We start from the raw sequence: 19,310 nt of genomic DNA on the forward strand, positions 1-19,310 counted from the left end.
GGCTTGCCTGCGATAGCGCCAGCCGACTCACCACAACTAGCGGATCAGACCACCGCCGCCCGCCGCTGTACAAAGCGGTCCACATACTCATCCGCCGGCGAATGCAGGATCTCGCGCGGGGTGCCGACCTGGATCAGCTTGCCGTCCTTGAGAATCGCAATGCGGTTGCCGATGCGCACGGCCTCGTCGAGGTCGTGGGTGATGAACACGATGGTCTTGTGCAGGGTCTTTTGCAGCTCCAGCAACTGGTCCTGCATTTCGGCACGGATCAGCGGGTCGAGCGCACTGAAGGCTTCGTCCATCAGGATAATGTCGGTGTCGGCCGCCAGCGCACGGGCCAGGCCCACCCGTTGGCGCATGCCGCCGGAAAGCTGGTGCGGGTATTTGTTTTCGTAGCCCTTGAGGCCCACGGTCTCGATCCAGTGCAGCGCCCGTTCGGTACACACTTGCTTGGTTTCGCCGCGCACTTTCAGGCCGTAGGCGACGTTGTCCAGCACGCTCTTGTGGGGCAGCAGGCCGAAGCTCTGGAACACCATGCTGATCTTGTGCCGACGGAATTGGCGCAGGGCGTCCATGTCCAGTTGCAGGATGTCTTCGCCGTCCACCAGGATCGCGCCGCTGGTCGGGTCGATCAGGCGGTTGAAGTGGCGCACCAACGTGGATTTACCGGATCCTGACAGGCCCATGATCACGAAGATTTCGCCAGTGCCGATGCTCAGGGACAGGTCGTTCACACCCACCACACAACCGGTCTCGGCCAGCACCTGATCCTTGGTCTTGCCCTGGCCGATAAGCGCCAGTGCGTCCTTGGAACGAGCACCGAAAATCTTGAATACGTTTTTGACTTCAATCTTGCTGACAGTAGTCATTTGCTCGCCTCATGCCGTGGACGACCATAGGCCTGGGTAATGCGGTCGATGACCACTGCAAGAATCACAATCGCCAGGCCGGCTTCAAGGCCACGCCCAACGTTGAGGGTCTGGATGCCTACCAACACGTCTTCACCCAAGCCACGCGCGCCGATCATCGAGGCAATCACCACCATCGACAGCGCCATCATGGTGGTCTGGTTGATCCCGGCCATGATGCTCGGCAGGGCCAGGGGCAATTGCACGCCGAACAGTTGCTGCCAACGGTTGGCGCCAAAGGCGTTGATGGCTTCCATGACTTCGCCGTCCACCTGGCGAATGCCCAGGTCGGTCAGGCGGATCAGTGGCGGCGCAGCGTAGATCACCGTGGCGAAAATCGCCGGGACCTTGCCCAGGCCGAACAGCATCAGCACCGGAATCAGGTACACGAAGCTGGGCATGGTTTGCATGATGTCCAGCAACGGCATCAGCACCGAACGCAGGCGATTGCTGCGGGCCGAAAGAATGCCCAGGGGGATCCCGATCAGCACCGAGATCACCGTGGCCACCATCATCAGCGCCAGGGTCTGCATCAGCTTGTCCCACAGCCCGACCGCGCCCACCAGGAACAGCAGGCCGACAATCACAGCCGTGGTGACCACCTTGCGGGTGGCGTGCCAGGCAATACCGCCGACGATCGCCAGCATCAACCACCAGGGCGCTGCACGCAGCACGCCTTCCAGGTTGACGATGGCCCATAGCAGGGTGTCGGAGATGTGCCGGAACACATCGCCGTAGTTGGTCACCAGCGAATCAACCCAACTGTTGACCCAGTCGGCGATGGAAAACGTAAAACTCTCAGGAAACATATCGTGCTCTCGATCCAGTGGGTTGTGGCCAGGCGCCCGGCGGCCTGTGGAGACAACCGGGAACGCTCAACCTACAAGGCCGCGTCGATTTTCTTGGCTGCGTCGTCGCTCACCCATGCGTGCCAGACTTCAGGATGTTCCTTGAGGAAAATTTTCGCCAGTTTTGGTGATTCAATTCGCTCTTTGGTCATGCGTGCCAGGTTCTGGTTCAACAGGTCGATCGGCAGGTTGACCTTCTCCAGCACCGCCACCAGTTCCGGGGCTTGCTCGTGGAAGGTCTTGGACAGGCCGACCTTGATGGTCACGCTTTTATCCACGCCTGGTTTTTCTTCCAGCTTCACTAGGTCGACCTGGCCCATCAGCGGCGTTGGCGACCAGTAGTAAAACAGGATCGGCTCGCCACGCTTGTAGCTCGACAGCACCGCGGCATCCAGCGCCGGGCCGGTGCCTGGGCGGAAGTTGGTGTAGGTGCTTTCCAGGCCGTAGCTCTTGAGCATTTCGCTGTTGTCCAGCTCACAGGTCCAGCCCGCCGGGCAGTTGTAGAAACGGCCCTTGGACGGCTCTTCCTGGTCCTTGAACACGGCGGAATATTTGGCCAGGTCGGCGATGGTTTTCAGGTCCGGCGCCTTGGCTTCCAACTTGCGCTTGGCGTCACCTTCGATCACATAACGGGGTACGTACCAGCCTTCGATAGCGCCCACCACCGGAGCGCCGACACCGACGACTTTCCCGGCCTTCTCGGCCTTGTTCCAGACCTCGCTGCGGCCTACCCACTCTTCGGCGAAGATCTGGATGTCATTGCTGCCAAGGGCGTTTTCCATGGTGATGGAGTTGCCTGGCAAGCTGTCGGTTTTGCAGTCGTAGCCTTTTTCCAACACCAGTTGCAGGACGTCCGTCAGCAACATGCCGCTTTCCCAATTCAGGCCGGCGAACTTCACCGGTTTGCCCGACTCGCACCAGCCTGCCGCCTGAGAGGCGCCAGCGCTGGCCAGCAAGCCTGCGGCGAACAACGTGGTCAGCAGGGTCTTATTCATTTTCATTGTGTGACGCTCCCAATCATGAAATGGATTACGGCAGTCGAAAGGCGTCCTGCCTTGTCCACGTCCCATCAGGCCTGTGCAACCAGCCCGCTTGTCGTTGGTGTAGCGCCCTGCTCTGTCGGCAGGATCAGGTGTTCAGGAACTGCGCCATGCCATTTTTTGGCACACACGTAATACAGGGCTGCGGGCAGTACCAGACCGATGATCCAGGAAATATCCACATCACCCAGGGCCGCCACCAGCGGACCGGTGTAGAACTTGGTGGAGATGAAGGGCAATTGCACCAGCACACCGAATACATAGACGCTGATACCGAGCGGGTTCCAACGGCCGTAGCGACCGTTCGGATCGGCCAGCGCCGGCACGTCATAGCGATCACGGGTGATGCAGTAGTAGTCCACCAGGTTGATCGCACTCCATGGCGTAAAGAAGGCCAGCAGGAACAGGATGAAGGACTTGAACGCACCGAGGAACGAGTGCTGACCGAGCAGCGCGATCAGGGTCGCAGTACCGACGATGACCAGCACGAAAACCAGGCGCTGCAAGCGCGTGACCTCCAGGCGACCACGGAAGCCGCTGACGATGGTCGCAATGCACATGAAGCTGCCATAGGAGTTCAACGTGGAGATGGTGACCTTGCCAAACGCGATGCTGAAGTACAGCAGCGCAGCAGTGGCACCCGTGCCGCCCAAACCAACGATGTAGGCCACTTCGTGACCGGCAAATTGCCCATTGGACATGGCAGCGGCAAACACGCCGAGGATCATCGCCACCTGCGCGCCAATGACCGAACCTGCGCCAGCGGCCAGAAAGGTTTTCACCGAGGATGTCTTGCTCGGCAGATAGCGTGAATAGTCCGCCACGTAAGGGCCGAAAGCGATTTGCCAGGATGCCGCGAGCGATACCGCGAGCAGGAAGCTACTCCAACTGAAGTGGCGGATTTGCAGGAGTGCGCCAATGTCGGTCTGGCTCATCAGGCGACTGAACAGGTAGACAAAGGCAATCACACCAATGACGCTGGCGACACGACCGATGAAATGGATCACCCGGTAACCGAGCACCGTGACCAGCACGATGACACTGGCGAAGATCAGGATACCGACGCTGTCGCTGACACCAAACAACTGGCCCAGTGCCTGACCGGAAAGCACGGTCCCCGTTGCGGTGAAACCGAGGTACATCAAACAGACCAGCACGATCGGAATGGCCGCGCCATAAACACCGAACTGTACCCGGCTGGAGATCATCTGCGGCAGACCAAGCCTGGGCCCTTGTGCCGCATGCAACGCCATGACGCCGCCGCCCAGCAGTTGCCCGATCAACAGACCGATCAATGACCAGAACACGTCACCGCCCAGCACCACGGCCAGGGCCCCGGTGACAATGGCGGTGATTTGCAGGTTGGCACCCATCCACAGGGTGAACTGGCTAAATAGACGACCGTGTCTTTCCGCTTCCGGGATGTAGTCGATCGAACGCCTTTCGATCAACGGGGGGGTGCTTGCACGAGCGTCTTTTGCAGCCATGTGTGTTCAACCTCTGATGGATTGTTCATAAGCCTGTGTGAAACCTGCTTTCCTGTGGGAGCTGGCTTGCCTGCGATGGCATCACCTCGGTTTACAGATAAACCGAGTCGCCTGCATCGCAGGCAAGCCAGCTCCCACAGGAACCGAGCCGGTCCTTATTTGATCATCGGCAGGTTCAGGCCCTGCTCCTTGGCGCAATCAATGGCGATCTGGTAACCGGCATCGGCGTGACGCATCACACCCGTGGCCGGGTCGTTGTGCAGCACGCGTGCAATACGCTCGGCCGCTTCGTCGGTACCGTCGCAGACAATCACCATGCCCGAGTGCTGAGAGAAGCCCATGCCGACGCCGCCGCCGTGGTGCAACGAGACCCAGGTCGCGCCGCTGGCGGTATTGAGCAGGGCATTGAGCAGTGGCCAGTCGGACACAGCATCGGAACCGTCCTGCATGGATTCTGTTTCGCGGTTCGGGCTGGCTACGGAGCCGGAGTCCAGGTGGTCACGACCGATCACTACCGGTGCCGACAACTCACCGCTGCGCACCATTTCGTTGAACGCCAGGCCCAACTTGGCGCGCTGGCCCAGGCCAACCCAGCAGATTCGCGCCGGCAGACCCTGGAAGCTGATGCGCTCGCGGGCCATGTCCAGCCAGTTGTGCAGGTGGGCGTCGTCCGGGATCAGTTCTTTTACTTTGGCGTCGGTCTTGTAGATGTCTTGCGGATCGCCCGACAGCGCAGCCCAACGGAATGGACCGATGCCACGGCAGAACAGCGGACGGATATAAGCCGGTACGAAACCCGGGAAGTCGAATGCGTTTTCCACGCCTTCTTCTTGCGCCATCTGACGGATGTTATTGCCGTAGTCAAACGTCGGTACGCCCATTTTCTGGAAGTCCAACATCGCTTTAACGTGAACGGCCATCGATTGCTTGGCAGCTTTGATCACGGCAGCAGGCTCGGTCTTGGCGCGAGCGCGGTATTGGTCCCAGGTCCAGCCGGCCGGCAGGTAACCATTGAGCGGATCGTGGGCGCTGGTCTGGTCGGTGACCATGTCCGGGCGCACACCGCGCTTGACCAGTTCCGGAAGGATTTCAGCAGCGTTGCCGAGCAAAGCGATGGAGATCGCCTTGCCTTCCTGGGTGTATTTGGCGATGCGGGCCAGCGCGTCGTCGAGGTCGGTGGCCTGCTCATCGACATAGCGGCTGCTCAAGCGGAAATCGATACTGACCTGCTGGCATTCAATGTTCAGCGAGCACGCACCGGCCAGGGTCGCAGCCAGAGGCTGGGCGCCGCCCATGCCACCCAGGCCTGCGGTCAGGACCCAACGACCTTTCAGATCGCTGTTGTAGTGCTGGCGACCGGCTTCAACGAAGGTTTCGTAGGTGCCCTGGACGATGCCCTGGCTGCCGATGTAGATCCAGCTGCCGGCGGTCATCTGGCCATACATGGCCAGGCCCTTGGCATCCAGCTCGTTGAAATGTTCCCAACTGGCCCAGTGCGGTACCAGGTTGGAGTTGGCGATCAGCACGCGCGGAGCATTGCTGTGGGTCTTGAACACACCCACTGGTTTGCCGGATTGCACCAACAGGGTTTCGTCGTCATTGAGGTTGGTCAGGCTTTCGACGATCTGGTCGTAGCATTCCCAGTTGCGCGCCGCACGGCCGATACCGCCGTACACCACCAATTCTTTCGGGTTCTCGGCCACTTGTGGGTCGAGGTTGTTCATCAGCATGCGCAGCGGCGCTTCGGTCAGCCAGCTTTTGGCGGTGAGCTTGTTACCGCGGGCAGCGCGAATTTCGACGTCACGGTATTTTGTAGGCTTGGTAGTCACGAAAAAAACTCCTCAACGCTATGCGCGAACATGATTGGTGCGAAGAGGGTGTTCATGGACTCTTACGCACACATCTTTACTTGTACATACAAGCATATGCAATCAAGCGGCCAACTTGGCGGGCAAGGGTTGAAGATTTTTAATGAGAGGTGTGAAAGCCTTGGAGAATAGGGCTTCGCAGCTTGATGAAATTTCTTACAGATGGTTTTTGATGCGAGGGAGGCTTGTTACCAAGGCAAGGCTTTGCGCCATGCTGGGGCGTTCGGTAACAAGTTGGTGCGGGTAAGGGAACAGGCTTCAGGGTCTATGGAGATCAAATATGGGAGCTGGCTTGCCTGCTCCCACATTTTAATCGCGTGCAGTCAGTTCGATCACGCAGCATCGGCCGGTGACGGATACGTCCAACAGCTCAGTGTTGCCATCCAATTGCAGGCAATCGTGGCGGCTCAACAGCTCACCGAGTGCGGTCACTTCATCCGCCACGCTGAACACCAACAGCGTGTGCGCCGCACTGAAGAAACGCTGCGCGCCATCCATCCACTGCAACCGCGCCTGATAGCGTTGCGGCGAATAGATCAGGTTGAAATCACGGAGCGGCCCGCCCACCAACCGACAGGACACCTGGCTCTCCCCCTTGAATGGGAACGGGTCCAGCGGTAACAGCCCTCGCGTATCTTCGCCGTCCACCGTCAAGACCATGCCCGCACCTTGCAGCACGGTGATGATCCGCTGGTACCCGGCAAAGCTCGAGAACCCGCCCGACTCGGCAATATCGGCAATCGACAGGCGCCAGCCAAAACCGTCCAAACCCTCACCTGCATCGCGGGTGATTTCTTCGGTGCTGCCGCCGCCGTTTTTCCACGGCATGCGCACGTAATCGGCTGCGCGCCAGACTTTCACTTCACTCATTTACTGAAACGTCCTTCCAGGCTGTGACGGGAACCGGGGTGGATCAAACGGGCGGCGGTCACTGGCTGGCGGCCGGACCACGTACGGCGGCGGATCAGCAGGCACGGCTCGCCGGTTTCAATTTGCAGCAGCTTACATTCTTCAGCATCAGCCAAGATGGCTTCAACCACGTGCTCGCCTTCCGTCAACGGCGCGACCTGGTTCAAATAGGCATACGGCGTTTGCTGGGTGAAGTCCTGCTGCAAGTATTCCGGCGCGACCAGCGCGTTGACGAAACGGTCTTCGATTTGCACCGGGATATCGTTTTCGTAGTGCACGATCAGCGAGTGAAACACCCGCCCGCCCTCGCGCATTTCCAGAGCCACGGCGCGCTCGGAACCTGCCGCTTCTTCACCGAGGGTGATGACCTTGCACGTATGCCGATGGCCGCGGGACGCGATCTCATCAGCAATGTTGTGCACTTCAAACAACGCCGACTGACTCTTGGGCTCGGCCACGAACGTGCCGACGCCTTGCATGCGCACTAACAGGCCTTCGGCGGTCAATTCACGCAGGGCACGGTTGATGGTCATGCGACTGAAACCCAACTGGCTGACCAGCTCGCTTTCCGAAGGCACACGGTAATGCGGCGGCCAGTTTCCGCTCAGAATCTGCTGGCTGATCATCTGTTTGACGCGGGCATACAAGGGCGCCGGACTTTCGTCCATGTGGGCAGCCAGCGAGGAGTTGGCAGGCGGAGTCGGCACAGGAAATCCTTGCAGGTGAAAAAAGAAGCCTAGCTTGCCGGAGTTTACCGAGCAGGCAAACGTCTGTATATGTATATACAAATAACACACGATGGGGTGCACGAACCATGTCCGCTTTCTTTGCCGAACGCGCGCTGCTGCCTAATGGATGGGCCAATGATGTACGTCTTGAAGTCAGCGCCGACGGCGTGCTGACCAACGTTACGGCCAATGCCCATGCTGACGGTGCCGAACGGCTCAGGGGCCCGCTGCTGCCAGGCATGCCCAACCTGCATTCCCACGCATTTCAGCGCGCCATGGCGGGCCTGGCGGAAGTGGTTGGCAACCCCAATGACAGCTTCTGGACCTGGCGCGACCTGATGTATCGCATGGTGGGCAAGATCAGCCCCGAGCAACTTCAGGTCATCGCCCGCCAGCTGTATATCGAGATGCTCAAGGCCGGCTACACCTCGGTCGCTGAATTTCATTACGTCCACCACGACATCAATGGCCAGCCTTACGCCGACCCGACAGAGTTATCACGGCAGATCAGCCAGGCCGCCGCCAGCAGCGGTATCGGCCTGACGTTGCTGCCGGTGCTGTACAGCCATTCCGGTTTCGGCGGCCAGGCACCCAACGAAGGCCAGCGACGCTTTATCAACAGCACCGAGAATTACCTGAACCTGCAATCGCGCCTGCAACCGATCCTGGCAGCGCAACCGGCACAGCAATTGGGCCTGTGCTTCCACTCGCTGCGCGCCGTCACGCCGCAACAGATCAGCGAAGTGTTGGCCGCCAGCGACAAGACGTGCCCGGTCCATATCCACATCGCCGAACAGCAAAAGGAAGTCGATGACTGCCTGAGCTGGAGCGGCCGTCGCCCATTGCAATGGTTGTATGAAAACACCGAAGTCGATCAACGCTGGTGCCTGGTACACGCCACCCACGCCAATCCGGAAGAAGTCACCCTAATGGCCAAGAGCCGGGCGATTGCCGGCCTGTGCCTGACCACCGAGGCCAACCTGGGCGATGGGATTTTCCCGGCCGTGGACTTCCTGGCTCAGGGCGGGCGCATGGGGATTGGTTCCGACAGCCATGTCTCACTGAGCGTGGTGGAAGAATTGCGTTGGCTGGAATACGGCCAGCGCCTGCGGGATCAGCGGCGTAACCGGCTGTACCGCAGCGATCAACCGATGGTCGGCCGTACGCTGTTTGATGCCGCGCTCGACGGCGGCGCCCAGGCGTTGGGGCAGCCGATTGGTCGACTGGAAGTCGGCAAGCGTGCCGATTGGCTGGTGCTGGACGGCAACGATCCGTACCTGGCAACCGCCAGTAAAGACGGGATTCTGAATCGCTGGCTGTTTGCCGGTGGGGATCGGCAAGTGCGCGATGTACTGGTCAACGGCCAGTGGGTGATTCGCGACGGGCATCATGCTGGCGAAGAAGACAGCAGCCGGGCGTTTACTCAGGTCTTGCGGGATTTGTTGACTTAAGAACGACACATAACAAATGTGGGAGCTGGCTTGCCTGCGATGCAGACACCTCGGTGTGTCAGTCACACCACGGTGATGCTATCGCAGGCAAGCCAGCTCCCACATTGAATCGGCGTTAAGCGCGGATCACTGCGAAGTCTTCGCCATCTGCTTGTCCGACGTGCGCCAGATCAAGCGAGTAGTGTCGTAACCCTGTTGCCGCGCCCTGCTCAGCAGGTCTTCGCGTGTGTCGGCGCTGACCGTCGGCGTGCGGGACAACAGCCACATATAACGCCGGCTCGGGCTACCGACGATGGCGGTCTTGTAGTCATCACTGACATACAACACCCAGTAATCGCCCTTGGCGACGCCCGGCAGCAACGCGGTAAACCAATTATTGAATTCCACCCAGAGCTTGTCGGTCTTGCCGGCAACCTGCGGCGTGGCCGTGCCCTTGGCTTCTTCCCACTTCCAGTCAGCCGTCAGGCAGCGGTTGAACACTGACATGTCGCCATCGGGCAGTAAGGAATAGCGGGCTTCGGACTGCTCGCAATTGCGCTGGAAGTACATCGGCAAACGGGCCAACTCGTACCACGTGCCCTGGTAACGATGGAGATTGACGCTGCCAACAGTCTTGGGTTGCAGATCATCGCCAGAATGGCTGGCGCAGCCCGCCAAAAACAGGCTGGCGCAGAGGTAGAGAACAAAACGCATCATTGTTTTTCTCCCGCAGGCTTTCGCCCCGGTTTACTTCAGGCCTTGCCCGGAAAACATCAGAACTTTGTCACCGGCGTACTGCACGCTGATAAAGCTGTTTTTATCGCCCCAAGTGCAGCTGGACATACCCAGCGCGCCGGAACAATCAGTCGGCTTACCCAGCAACGACTCCACCTCGGCCTTGGGCATGCCTGCCGAAAGCTTCGTGTAATTTTCTTGGGTGACCTTGCTGCAAGCGGCTAACAGCACGCAAAACGACAACAGGGCAAGACGGCGTAACGACATGGAATAGCTCCTGGAGAGACAAAGCAGCCTGGGGGGTCTGCCAGAAGCTTAGAAGGGAAAAGGGGGGTCTGGTTCCCGACAAGCGAAAACAAAAAAGCCCCGAAAACGCTGAAACGTTTCGGGGCTTTGGCTTACCGCAACGACTTACGCCTTGTGATAACCCGTCACACGCGCAACTTCTTCCTTCGAACCCAGGAACACCGCGACACGCTGGTGCAGGCCTTCAGGCTGGATGTCGAGAATACGCTGGTGGCCGTCGGTGGACGCACCGCCCGCCTGCTCTACCAGGAATGACATCGGGTTGGCTTCGTACATCAGGCGCAGTTTGCCCGGCTTGGACGGCTCGCGGCTGTCACGTGGGTACATGAACAAACCACCACGGGTCAGGATGCGGTGTACGTCGGCAACCATCGCGGCGACCCAACGCATGTTGAAGTTTTTCTTCAGCGGGCCTTCTTCGCCTTCCATCAACTCGTTCACGTAGCGCTTGACCGGCTCTTCCCAGTGGCGCTGGTTGGACATGTTGATAGCGAATTCCTGGGTACTCGCAGGAATGGAAATGTCTTCGTGGGTCAGCACGAAGCTGCCCATTTCACGGTCCAGGGTAAAGCCTTTGACGCCATCGCCCAAGGTCAGCACCAGCATGGTCTGCGGGCCGTAGATGGCATAGCCGGCAGCGACCTGCTCGGTGCCTGGCTGCAGAAAGGCCTTTTCGTTCAAGGCTTCGTTCTGGCTCAGGTATTCGTTCGGGCAACGCAGTACCGAGAAGATGGTACCAACCGGCGCGTTGATGTCGATGTTCGAGGAACCGTCCAGCGGGTCGAAGACCAGCAGGTAGGCGCCTTTCGGGTATTTGCCCGGGATCTGGTAGGCATTGTCCATTTCTTCGGACGCCATGCCGGCCAGGTGACCGCCCCATTCGTTGGCTTCGAGAAGGATTTCGTTGGAAATCACGTCGAGCTTCTTCTGCACTTCGCCTTGCACGTTTTCAGTGCCCATGCTGCCCAGGACGCCGCCCAGCGCGCCTTTGGAGACGGCGTGGCTGATTTCCTTGCAAGCACGCGCCACCACTTCGATAAGGAAGCGCAGATCGGCAGGCGTGTTGTTGCTGCGGGTCTGCTCGATCAAATAGCGACTCAGGGTAACGCGGGACATGGAAGGCTCCGGAGAATGGGGGGGCTAAAAACCCGCGCAGTTTAACGCGAGTCGAGGCGTATTTCCTCCTATCAGAGGATTTAACTCCGATAGAGTTCATGAGACGCCGTTAAGGTTTGACCGGTGGCTTGCGCAGCAAACTGTAGGCCATCGCCCCCAGCGCCGCCACACCCAGCAGCAACACGGCCCACAAGCCGAGTTTTTTCCAGTTCGTGCCCGCAGGCGCTGGCGCTGGCACGGCGGGCGCACTGACCACCACCACCGGCCCTGCTACCTTGGCCTGCCCCAAACCGGCCAGGCGCTCGACGCTATAGTCGGGAATCAGCGTCGACAGCGGCAAGTTTGCCCCTTGCACCGACGGGTTGCCCAACGCCAGGGTAAACGGCGGCTCGCCGCGCGCCAGGAACACCAACTGCGTGGTGCGCACGGCAAAGCTCAAGGCCGGCGCCTCAACGCCCAAGCCACCACCGCGCTCATCCACGTCCAGCTTGAGCTGGGTCACCGTCTGACCCGACAACTGCAATTCATTCTGCACCACGTCCTGACCGTTCTGGGTCAGTCGGTAGAGCAAACCGCTGCTCAATGGCTGCCAGGCCTGATTGCTCTCCCGCCGCCCGGATAATGTCACCGGCGCCAGGCTGTTGGGCTGGCTCAAGTCGATACGCAGGCGTTCGACATTCAGCCCGGTGGGCAACTGCCAACTGTATTCCCCTGCCTTCAAGCGGCTACCCGCCAGCGGCTGCGACCACACGAGTGGCAACGGCAAGCTGTGGACGCTGGCACTCTCCAACTGGGCCGACGTCAGCACCGGCGCTGCCTGGCCTTTCCACAACAGGCGCACATAACGCGCCGACTGCCCCGGCAAGCCAACCTCATGCTGCTCGACCCGCTCATCGGCAAAGGACAACCGGGCGACCTGCCCGTCACCCCACGATCGCCAGTTTTGTAAATCGTCACTGGCCTCGATGCTGAAGCGCTGGAAGCCATCGCGCTCACTGGTCCAGTCGAGGATCAGTTGCTGCAACGGCGCCTTGATCGCGCTGGCATCCAGCAGCCAGCCACGCAGTACTTCTTCGCCCACTTCCAACTGACTCGCCGGCTGCACTTGCACCAACGTGCCATTAGCGCTGGATTGCACCCGCACGCTGGGCGCTGCTTCGCTGGCGTCAGCAGCAGCGTACAGCGGGAACCATTTGACGTTGGCTACGCTGCGACTTTCCGAAAGCTGCGCCGACTGCCGAGCCAACGCATAGGCCTGCGGCTCGCCAGCGGCATTGAACACCCGCACATCGCTCAGATCCGCCTGGCGAGCGCTCAATTGCACCGCCAGCGGCAGCTCCAGGCGATACCACGGGCCTTCGCCACTCACCGTCAGCGGCACCTGGGTGGTGAAGTCGGCGGGCGTTTCCTGGGCCCAGGCCGATAACGTTGTACACAGGCCCAACACCGCCACACTCAGCTTGCCAATCAAGAGGACGCTCCTTCAGTTTCAACCACCGGTTCAACGCGCTTGGGTGGCAGTGGCGCAAAATAGCCCACCACCAACAACAGCACGCCGACCCCGATAAACGACACGATCCGCGCCAGGCCACCACGGTTGCTCAGCTCGACAAAGAACAATTTCGCGACCACTACGGCAATCAGTGCCGCACCGATCAGCCACACCTCACGACGATGGCGCAGGTGGCCGCCGATCATCAGGCCCAGGGCAATCAGGGTCCAGACAATCGACAGGCCGGCCTGGACCAGCATCGACTCCAGCAACGCATCCAGCTGGAACGGCACGCCGCCCCAATGGTGCGCGGTACGCATCACCAACGCAGTGAAGAACACGAATAACGAAATACCCGCGACGCCCTGGGCAATCTGCTCACCCCGAACACCCATCTGCGGCGCCGCACTACGCGACCACAAATACACACCCAGCAACGCGAACAACAACCCCAGGTCCAGGGGATTGAGCAGCGGCAGATAAGGCAATGGCTCGGCCGTCCCATCGCTGAAAATGTTCGCCAGCCAGAACCAACCCAGCATCAACACCGCCAAAGGCAGCGCGACAAACACGCGGTACTCGCGCGGGTAGGCGGATACCGGCCATGGCCAACTGCGTGGTGCGGCCGCCAACACCAGGTACAGGCTCGGCAGAATCGCCCAACCCAGCCAGCGCCAGGCGTTGTACTGCTCCGACAGCAGCAACAGGCCGTAACGCAGCTCCAGCGCCAGCACGCCAATCAACAGCCAGCAGCCCAGAACATGGGCGGCGCTCAAGATTTTTTCCGGAATGATCAAGGCCAGGCGGCGCAAGGAGATGAAGTGCACGGCGAACACCGCGATCCAGGCCATCCAGGCGAAGTTCGCCGCCGGGTGATAACGCGAATCCCAAGCCCCCAGCAACACCACGCCTGCCGCCGGTATCAGCAGTGTGCACAGCAGCCCCAGCGACGCCCATTGCAGACGCAAGGCCAGTACCGCCCAGATCGCTACACTCACGGCGGCGACGGCCAACAACAAGGTGCCTTGCACCGCCTGCGGTGCAAAACGCAGCACTTCGCTGGTCAGCGCCAACGTCCACCAGGCCGCACCCCACACCAACAACAGATCGGACAACTGATGCAGTTTCAGCACTTCAAACACCGGCGACTGGCTCCCCCGTTGCAAGCGCCAAGCGCCCACCAACGCGGCCAGCCCCAACACCATCGGGGTCCAGAAACCACTATGCCCCAGCGGGCGCAAACCTTCGCTGGTCAGCGGCCCCAACAGGTCCGGTATTGCCAGCAGGAACGAGCAGCCGCCGATCACCTGCAGCAGCAACCCAAAGACAAAACTGACCCGCTGTTGCAGGTACAGGCTCAGCCAGATGATCAGCAAACCGCTGGCCGCCCACACGCCGCTCGCCATCTCCCAAGGCAGGACAAACAGCACCGCGAGGTTGATCAACACCAACCCGGCCAACAGCACCACCGACAGGCCGCGCAACAAACGCACATCGTTGCGCACCATCTCATCCCGTGCCGCCAGCAGCATGCCGCCAATCAAAGCCAGGCCAATCAATGAAGCCGTGAGCAAGCCGCTCCAGCCCGCACTGAATACTGCCCCCGAATCGCCGCTCGCGCCCTGTAAGCGCAGCAGGAACAACGCGCCGCCCAGCAACTGCACAGCAAACGCGGTGAACAGGAAGGTCCGCGAACCGATGCGCAGGCCGACCACCAAGGTCACCAGCCCCGCCAACGCCCAACTGATGGCCGTGCCGTGCGTCGACAGCAGTAACGGCGCGAGCAAATACAAGAAGCCCAGGCCGACACTGGCCAGTACCGGCAACCCTTGGCGCTCCCAGTCCGCAGCTTGCTCCAGCGGGGCTTTGCGTAATTGGTAGAAGCTGAACAGCAACGCGGCGCCCAACAGCAAGGCGCCCAGTGGCGCGCCGTCCAACAAGTTGCTCTCGCCCACGCGCAGCTCACTGAGAAACGCGATTGCCGAGCCCACCTGCAACAGCAAGCCAAAAGCGCGAGCCAACGGCCGTTGTTGGCGCAAGCCCAGCCAGAAGATCCCGGCACCTTCCACCGCCCAGGCGGCAGCGGTCCAGCGCGCGTCCAATCCCAGGGGAATGGCCAGGCTGGCGAAGATCACCCCCAGGGCCAGGCAGGTTTCCGCCAGCAACAAGGCGCGACCACCCTGGAGCAGGCGAGCCAGGCCCATGTAGATGATGCCCAGGCCCAACGCACTGAACGCAGCAGCAAATTCCAGGTGCTGCACCAGCGCGAACTGCAAGCCAAAACCTACCAGCGGCGGGCCGAACAGCATACTGCCGTCGACATAATCACCCTTGGCTGCCGACCAGCGCAGCAATGCACCACGGCTGTCGTCTTCAGGGGCGTCGGTCATCTCCAGCAGTTTTCGCCGGGCGAACAACAGGCCGATGGCCAGGTACATCAGGAAAAACAGCACCAGGAATGGCTCGGTACTCCAGAGCAGCTCCGGCGTATAGGAACGCATGCCCCAGGCGAAGCCGATGCCGAAGGTGCCGACAAAACCAATCAGGTTGAGCAGGCGCCAGGCCTTGAACCAGGCGATCCCCAGGATGCCGGCGTTCAGCAAGGCAAAGTAGCTGAACAGCGCCACATGACTGCCTGCACCGGTGGAGGTGAGTATCGGCGCAGCGAATCCGCCAAGGGCCGCAGCACACGCCAGGCCCAACGCGTTCTGGGTAATCGCCAGGATCGCCGAGAACACCGTGACCGCCACCAGCAAGCCGAGCGCGGCCCCAGGATCCAGCAACGGGTGCAGACGCATGGCCGCGAACACCGTCAGGTACAGCACGGCGACACCGGTGCCTTGCAGCATCAACCCGTAGTTACTGTTGCGCAGTCGCAACCACCAGCCCAGGCCCAGCAAGCCCACGGCACAGGCAGCCACGCCGGCGTAACGCAGTTCGATCGGAACGACCATGCCCTCAGTGGCATAGCGCAGCAGGAAGGCTAGGCCGAGGAACAACAGCACCACGCCCACCCGCAGCACGGTATTGCCGCCGAACAGCCAGTTGCGGGCGCCGCTGATGGCGCGTTCGATAAAGTTGGGGCCGCGTGGCACAACCGGCTCAGCCGGTCGCTCAGGCGCGCGCTCAACCGGCGCGGCACTCCAGATGTCTGCCGGCAGTGGGCGACTCGGTTCGGCCTCTATCGCGCAGAAGGCAGGTTCCAGATCGACGGGCAAATCCCAGACAAGCTCCGTGGGTGGCGCTGCCGCTGGGGTATCGGGAATGGGATCTTCGGTAAAAAAGGGTTCGAGGGATCCGGGGACTTCAACCGCAGCACTGGACACGACCGGCTCTGCACCGGGCCTTTCCAGCAATGCCAGGCGTTGTTCGACCACCTTCAAGGCATTCTTGGTCGACTCCAACTGGCGGCCCTGCTCATCCGTCTGCGAGACCAGCATCCAGAGACGAATCGCCTGACCAACCCCCAAGCCGAATAGCCCGCCGATGAGCGCATCACTGAACCTCTCATCGAGTGTCCAACCGAACAGCAACCCAATCAGCATGAAGATCCATTGCATGGTCGATATCCCTAAGCAGCCCAAGGCGGGCAAATGCAAAGCCTGTAGCCGCTGGCTGCGATAAGGCCGAAGGCCTTCAGCGATCTTCAGATCGTGCGAGCCCTTCGGGCTCGATCGCAGCCTGCGGCAGCGGCTACAGGTCCGCGCAGGTCAAACTGGTGCTTAGTATATCGACAAGGCCCGCTCCCACAATGGATCTTCAGCGCTAATCCAAGGCTTTCCAGATCTCCGTCGCGTACTCCCTGATCGTCCGGTCCGATGAGAACCAGCCCATGCGTGCCGTGTTGAGCACCGCCGAGCGCCACCACTCCTTGGAGTCATGCCAATGCGCTTCAACCCGTGCCTGGGCATCCCAGTAAGAGTCGAAATCGGCGCACACCAGGAAGCGGTCGTAGTCGATCAACGAATCGATCAGCCCGGCATAACGGCCCGGATCATCCGGCGAGAACACGCCGCCACGAATCGCTTGCAGCACATCGTTCAAACGATGGGAGGCGGCAATGTCCGGCCCGGCATTGAACTCGCCGGCGTGCTTGCGCGCTTCCACCTGCTGGGCGCTGAGGCCGAAGATAAACATGTGCTCAGCCCCCACGCGCTCGCACATCTCGACGTTGGCGCCATCCATCGTGCCAATGGTCAGCCCGCCGTTGAGGCCGAACTTCATGTTACTGGTGCCCGAGGCCTCGAAGCCGGCAGTGGAAATCTGCTCCGACAGGTCAGCCGCCGGAATGATGCTTTCCGCCAGGCTGACGTTGTAGTTGGGCAGAAACACCACTTTGAGCAAACCACGCACCGTCGGGTCGTTGTTTACGGTGCGGGCGATGTCGTTGGTCAGCTTGATGATCAGCTTGGCCTGGTGATAACTGGCCGCCGCCTTGCCGGCGAAGATCTTCACCCGAGGCACCCAATCGGTGCCCGGCTCCGCACGGATCGCCTGGTACAAGGCAACGGTGTGCAGCAGATTCAGCAGTTGGCGCTTGTACTCGTGGATCCGTTTGACCTGCACATCGAACATCGCCGCCGGATTGACCGAAATCCCCAGGCGCTCGTGAATGATGTCCGCCAGCGCCCTTTTACTGTGCAGGCGCTGTTCAGCGAAGGCTTTGCGGAACGCCTGCTTCTCGGCAAACGTTTCCAGCTCCACCAGACGCTGCTCGATGTTGTCGAGAATGTCCGGGCCCAGCGCTTCCACCAGCATCGCCGTGAGCTTGGGGTTAGCCTGGAACAACCAGCGGCGGAAGGTAATGCCGTTGGTCTTGTTGTTGATCCGCTCCGGGTAGAGCTTGTGCAGTTCGGAGAACACCGTACTGCGCATCAACTGGGTGTGCAGGCCGGACACGCCGTTGACACTGTGGGAGCCGAGGAACGCCAGGTTGCCCATGCGCACGCGGCGACCGTTGTCCTCTTCGATCAGTGATACCGCCCGCAGCACGTCAAAATCATGGATGCCCTTGGCCCGCAGGGAGTCGATGTGCTGGGCGTTGATCAGGTAGATGATCTGCATGTGCCGCGGCAGCATGCGTTCCATCAAGCCTACCGGCCAGGTTTCCAGGGCTTCGGGGAGCAAGGTGTGGTTGGTGTAGGACAATGTTTCGACGGTGACTTGCCACGCCGCATCCCAGGCGATGTCGTGCAGGTCCACCAGTTGGCGCATCAATTCGGCCACGGCAATGGACGGGTGGGTGTCGTTGAGCTGGATCGCCGCGTGCTCACCCAGGCTCAGCACCGAGCCGTGCATGTTTTTATGGCGGCGCAGCAAATCCTGTAAGGAAGCTGAGACGAAGAAGTATTCCTGGCGCAGACGCAATTCCTGCCCTGCTTCGGTGCTATCGGCCGGGTAAAGCACCCGAGAGATGCTTTCGGCCCGGGCCACTTCGGCCACGGCGCCCAGGTGATCACCGGCATTGAAACGCTCCAGGTGCAAATCTTCCACCGCCCGCGCACGCCACAGTCGCAAGGTGTTGACGCTGGCGCCGCGCCAGCCGACGACCGGCGTGTCGTAGGCCACCGCCCGTACGGTTTCATTGGGCGTCCAGACCTGGATCGACTTGCCGGCGGCGTCCAGCACCGTCTCCACCGCGCCACCAAAGCCGATCGGGTAAATCACTTCGGCCCGTTCGAACTCCCACGGGTTGCCGAAATCCAGCCAGCGTTCGGTCTGCTCCTGCTGCCAACCATCGACAATCGCCTGGCGGAACAAGCCGTGCTCATAGCGGATGCCATAGCCATGGCCGGCAATCCCCAAGGTCGACATGCTTTCCATGAAGCACGCCGCCAACCGCCCAAGGCCACCGTTGCCCAGGGCCGCATCGGGCTCCAGCAGGCGAATGCGCTCCAGGTCCACGCCCAGCTCGCTCAACGCCTCGCGCGCCACGTCCAGCAGCCCGAGGTTGCTCAAACTGTCAAAGAGCAGGCGGCCGATCAGGAATTCCAGGGAGAGGTAATAGACCCGCTTCTGTCCCTTGCGGTAGATATGCCGGGTATGGTCCATCCAGTGGTCGACCATATGGTCCCGCGCAGCCAGGGCAATAGCCTCGAACCAGTCATGATCGAACGCGTGATCGGGATCCTTGCCCACCGCGTAGGTGAGTTTGGTCAAGACGGCATCGCGAAATGCGGCTACCTCTGCTTCTCGTACAAGCGGTTCCTGAGACATCGGTGCGACCTCGGGCGAGATAGAAGAAGGGAAAGGCTAGAGCCTAGACGGTCTGACAAATGGCAACGCCAGCGGTTCGGCAGTTTTTTCAATCGTCCCCATTGCCTGGAAAAGGATGCAGGGGCCGTGCCCGTTTATTTCTCAAAGCCACCTTTGAGCTGAAACCTGCAAAATATTGTTCAAAAAACCACCAATCCCGGTATGATCCCGCGCCCGGATAACGCCCC

The 19,310-nt window shown here is 60.7% G+C and carries 14 protein-coding genes; 1 reads left to right on the forward strand and 13 read right to left on the reverse strand.

The window, feature by feature from the left end:
* Window positions 1-44: 44 nt before the first annotated feature.
* The 7 genes from GNF76_RS09585 to hutC form a co-directional block, all read right to left on the reverse strand.
* Window positions 45-869 (reverse strand): quaternary amine ABC transporter ATP-binding protein, encoded by an 825-nt coding sequence (locus GNF76_RS09585; protein WP_155582930.1) that lies wholly within the window; start codon window positions 867-869, stop codon window positions 45-47.
* Window positions 866-1,717, reverse strand: a complete 852-nt coding sequence (locus GNF76_RS09590) for an ABC transporter permease (RefSeq protein ID WP_017478193.1) — start codon at window positions 1,715-1,717, stop codon at window positions 866-868. Before GNF76_RS09590 ends, GNF76_RS09585 begins: the two co-directional genes overlap by 4 nt.
* 71 nt (window positions 1,718-1,788) lie before the next feature.
* Entirely contained in the window at window positions 1,789-2,757 is a 969-nt protein-coding gene (locus GNF76_RS09595) for an ABC transporter substrate-binding protein (RefSeq protein WP_155582931.1), read from the reverse strand.
* Between the two features lie 68 nt (window positions 2,758-2,825).
* Complete coding sequence (locus GNF76_RS09600; RefSeq protein WP_155582932.1) at window positions 2,826-4,283, reverse strand: purine-cytosine permease family protein; 1,458 nt, start codon at window positions 4,281-4,283, stop codon at window positions 2,826-2,828.
* 155 nt (window positions 4,284-4,438) lie between these two features.
* Complete coding sequence (hutU, locus tag GNF76_RS09605) at window positions 4,439-6,112, reverse strand: urocanate hydratase (RefSeq protein WP_178123253.1); 1,674 nt, start codon at window positions 6,110-6,112, stop codon at window positions 4,439-4,441.
* Window positions 6,113-6,460: 348 nt separating this feature from the next.
* On the reverse strand, window positions 6,461-7,021 hold the full coding sequence (locus GNF76_RS09610) for a HutD/Ves family protein (protein ID WP_155582933.1): 561 nt from the start codon (window positions 7,019-7,021) through the stop codon (window positions 6,461-6,463).
* Window positions 7,018-7,728 carry a histidine utilization transcriptional repressor HutC gene (gene hutC, locus GNF76_RS09615; RefSeq protein ID WP_155582985.1) on the reverse strand — a complete coding sequence of 237 codons (711 nt, stop codon included), beginning with the start codon at window positions 7,726-7,728 and terminating at the stop codon, window positions 7,018-7,020. Before hutC ends, GNF76_RS09610 begins: the two co-directional genes overlap by 4 nt.
* Before the next feature lie 146 nt (window positions 7,729-7,874).
* On the opposite strand from hutC, the gene GNF76_RS09620 reads away from it, so the two are divergent.
* Window positions 7,875-9,239 carry a formimidoylglutamate deiminase gene (locus tag GNF76_RS09620; protein ID WP_155582934.1) on the forward strand — a complete coding sequence of 455 codons (1,365 nt, stop codon included), beginning with the start codon at window positions 7,875-7,877 and terminating at the stop codon, window positions 9,237-9,239.
* Window positions 9,240-9,365: 126 nt separating this feature from the next.
* On the opposite strand, the gene GNF76_RS09625 is transcribed toward GNF76_RS09620, so the two are convergent.
* The 6 genes from GNF76_RS09625 to GNF76_RS09650 all read right to left on the reverse strand — a co-directional run bounded on the left by GNF76_RS09625 (window position 9,366) and on the right by GNF76_RS09650 (window position 19,083).
* The gene (locus GNF76_RS09625) at window positions 9,366-9,935 is read right to left on the reverse strand and encodes a lipocalin family protein (protein ID WP_155582935.1); all 570 of its coding nucleotides are present in this window, start codon (window positions 9,933-9,935) and stop codon (window positions 9,366-9,368) included.
* Between the two features lie 30 nt (window positions 9,936-9,965).
* Window positions 9,966-10,220 (reverse strand): hypothetical protein, encoded by a 255-nt coding sequence (locus GNF76_RS09630; RefSeq protein WP_155582936.1) that lies wholly within the window; start codon window positions 10,218-10,220, stop codon window positions 9,966-9,968.
* A 144-nt stretch (window positions 10,221-10,364) separates the two neighbouring features.
* A complete protein-coding gene (locus GNF76_RS09635; RefSeq protein WP_057437154.1) occupies window positions 10,365-11,375 on the reverse strand; it encodes a class 1 fructose-bisphosphatase in 1,011 nt (336 codons plus the stop codon).
* Window positions 11,376-11,484: 109 nt separating this feature from the next.
* Window positions 11,485-12,843: a DUF3999 family protein gene (locus tag GNF76_RS09640; protein WP_178123257.1), complete on the reverse strand. Its 1,359-nt coding sequence runs from the start codon at window positions 12,841-12,843 to the stop codon at window positions 11,485-11,487.
* The gene (locus GNF76_RS09645; RefSeq protein WP_155582938.1) at window positions 12,843-16,427 is read right to left on the reverse strand and encodes a DUF2339 domain-containing protein; all 3,585 of its coding nucleotides are present in this window, start codon (window positions 16,425-16,427) and stop codon (window positions 12,843-12,845) included. The genes GNF76_RS09640 and GNF76_RS09645 overlap by 1 nt, the downstream gene beginning before the upstream one ends.
* Window positions 16,428-16,632: 205 nt before the next feature.
* Window positions 16,633-19,083, reverse strand: a complete 2,451-nt coding sequence (locus GNF76_RS09650; protein WP_155582939.1) for a glycogen/starch/alpha-glucan phosphorylase — start codon at window positions 19,081-19,083, stop codon at window positions 16,633-16,635.
* Between the last annotated feature and the right edge of the window lie 227 nt (window positions 19,084-19,310).

This window comes from Pseudomonas spelaei, assembly GCF_009724245.1.
GTDB classification, from domain to species: domain Bacteria; phylum Pseudomonadota; class Gammaproteobacteria; order Pseudomonadales; family Pseudomonadaceae; genus Aquipseudomonas; species Aquipseudomonas spelaei.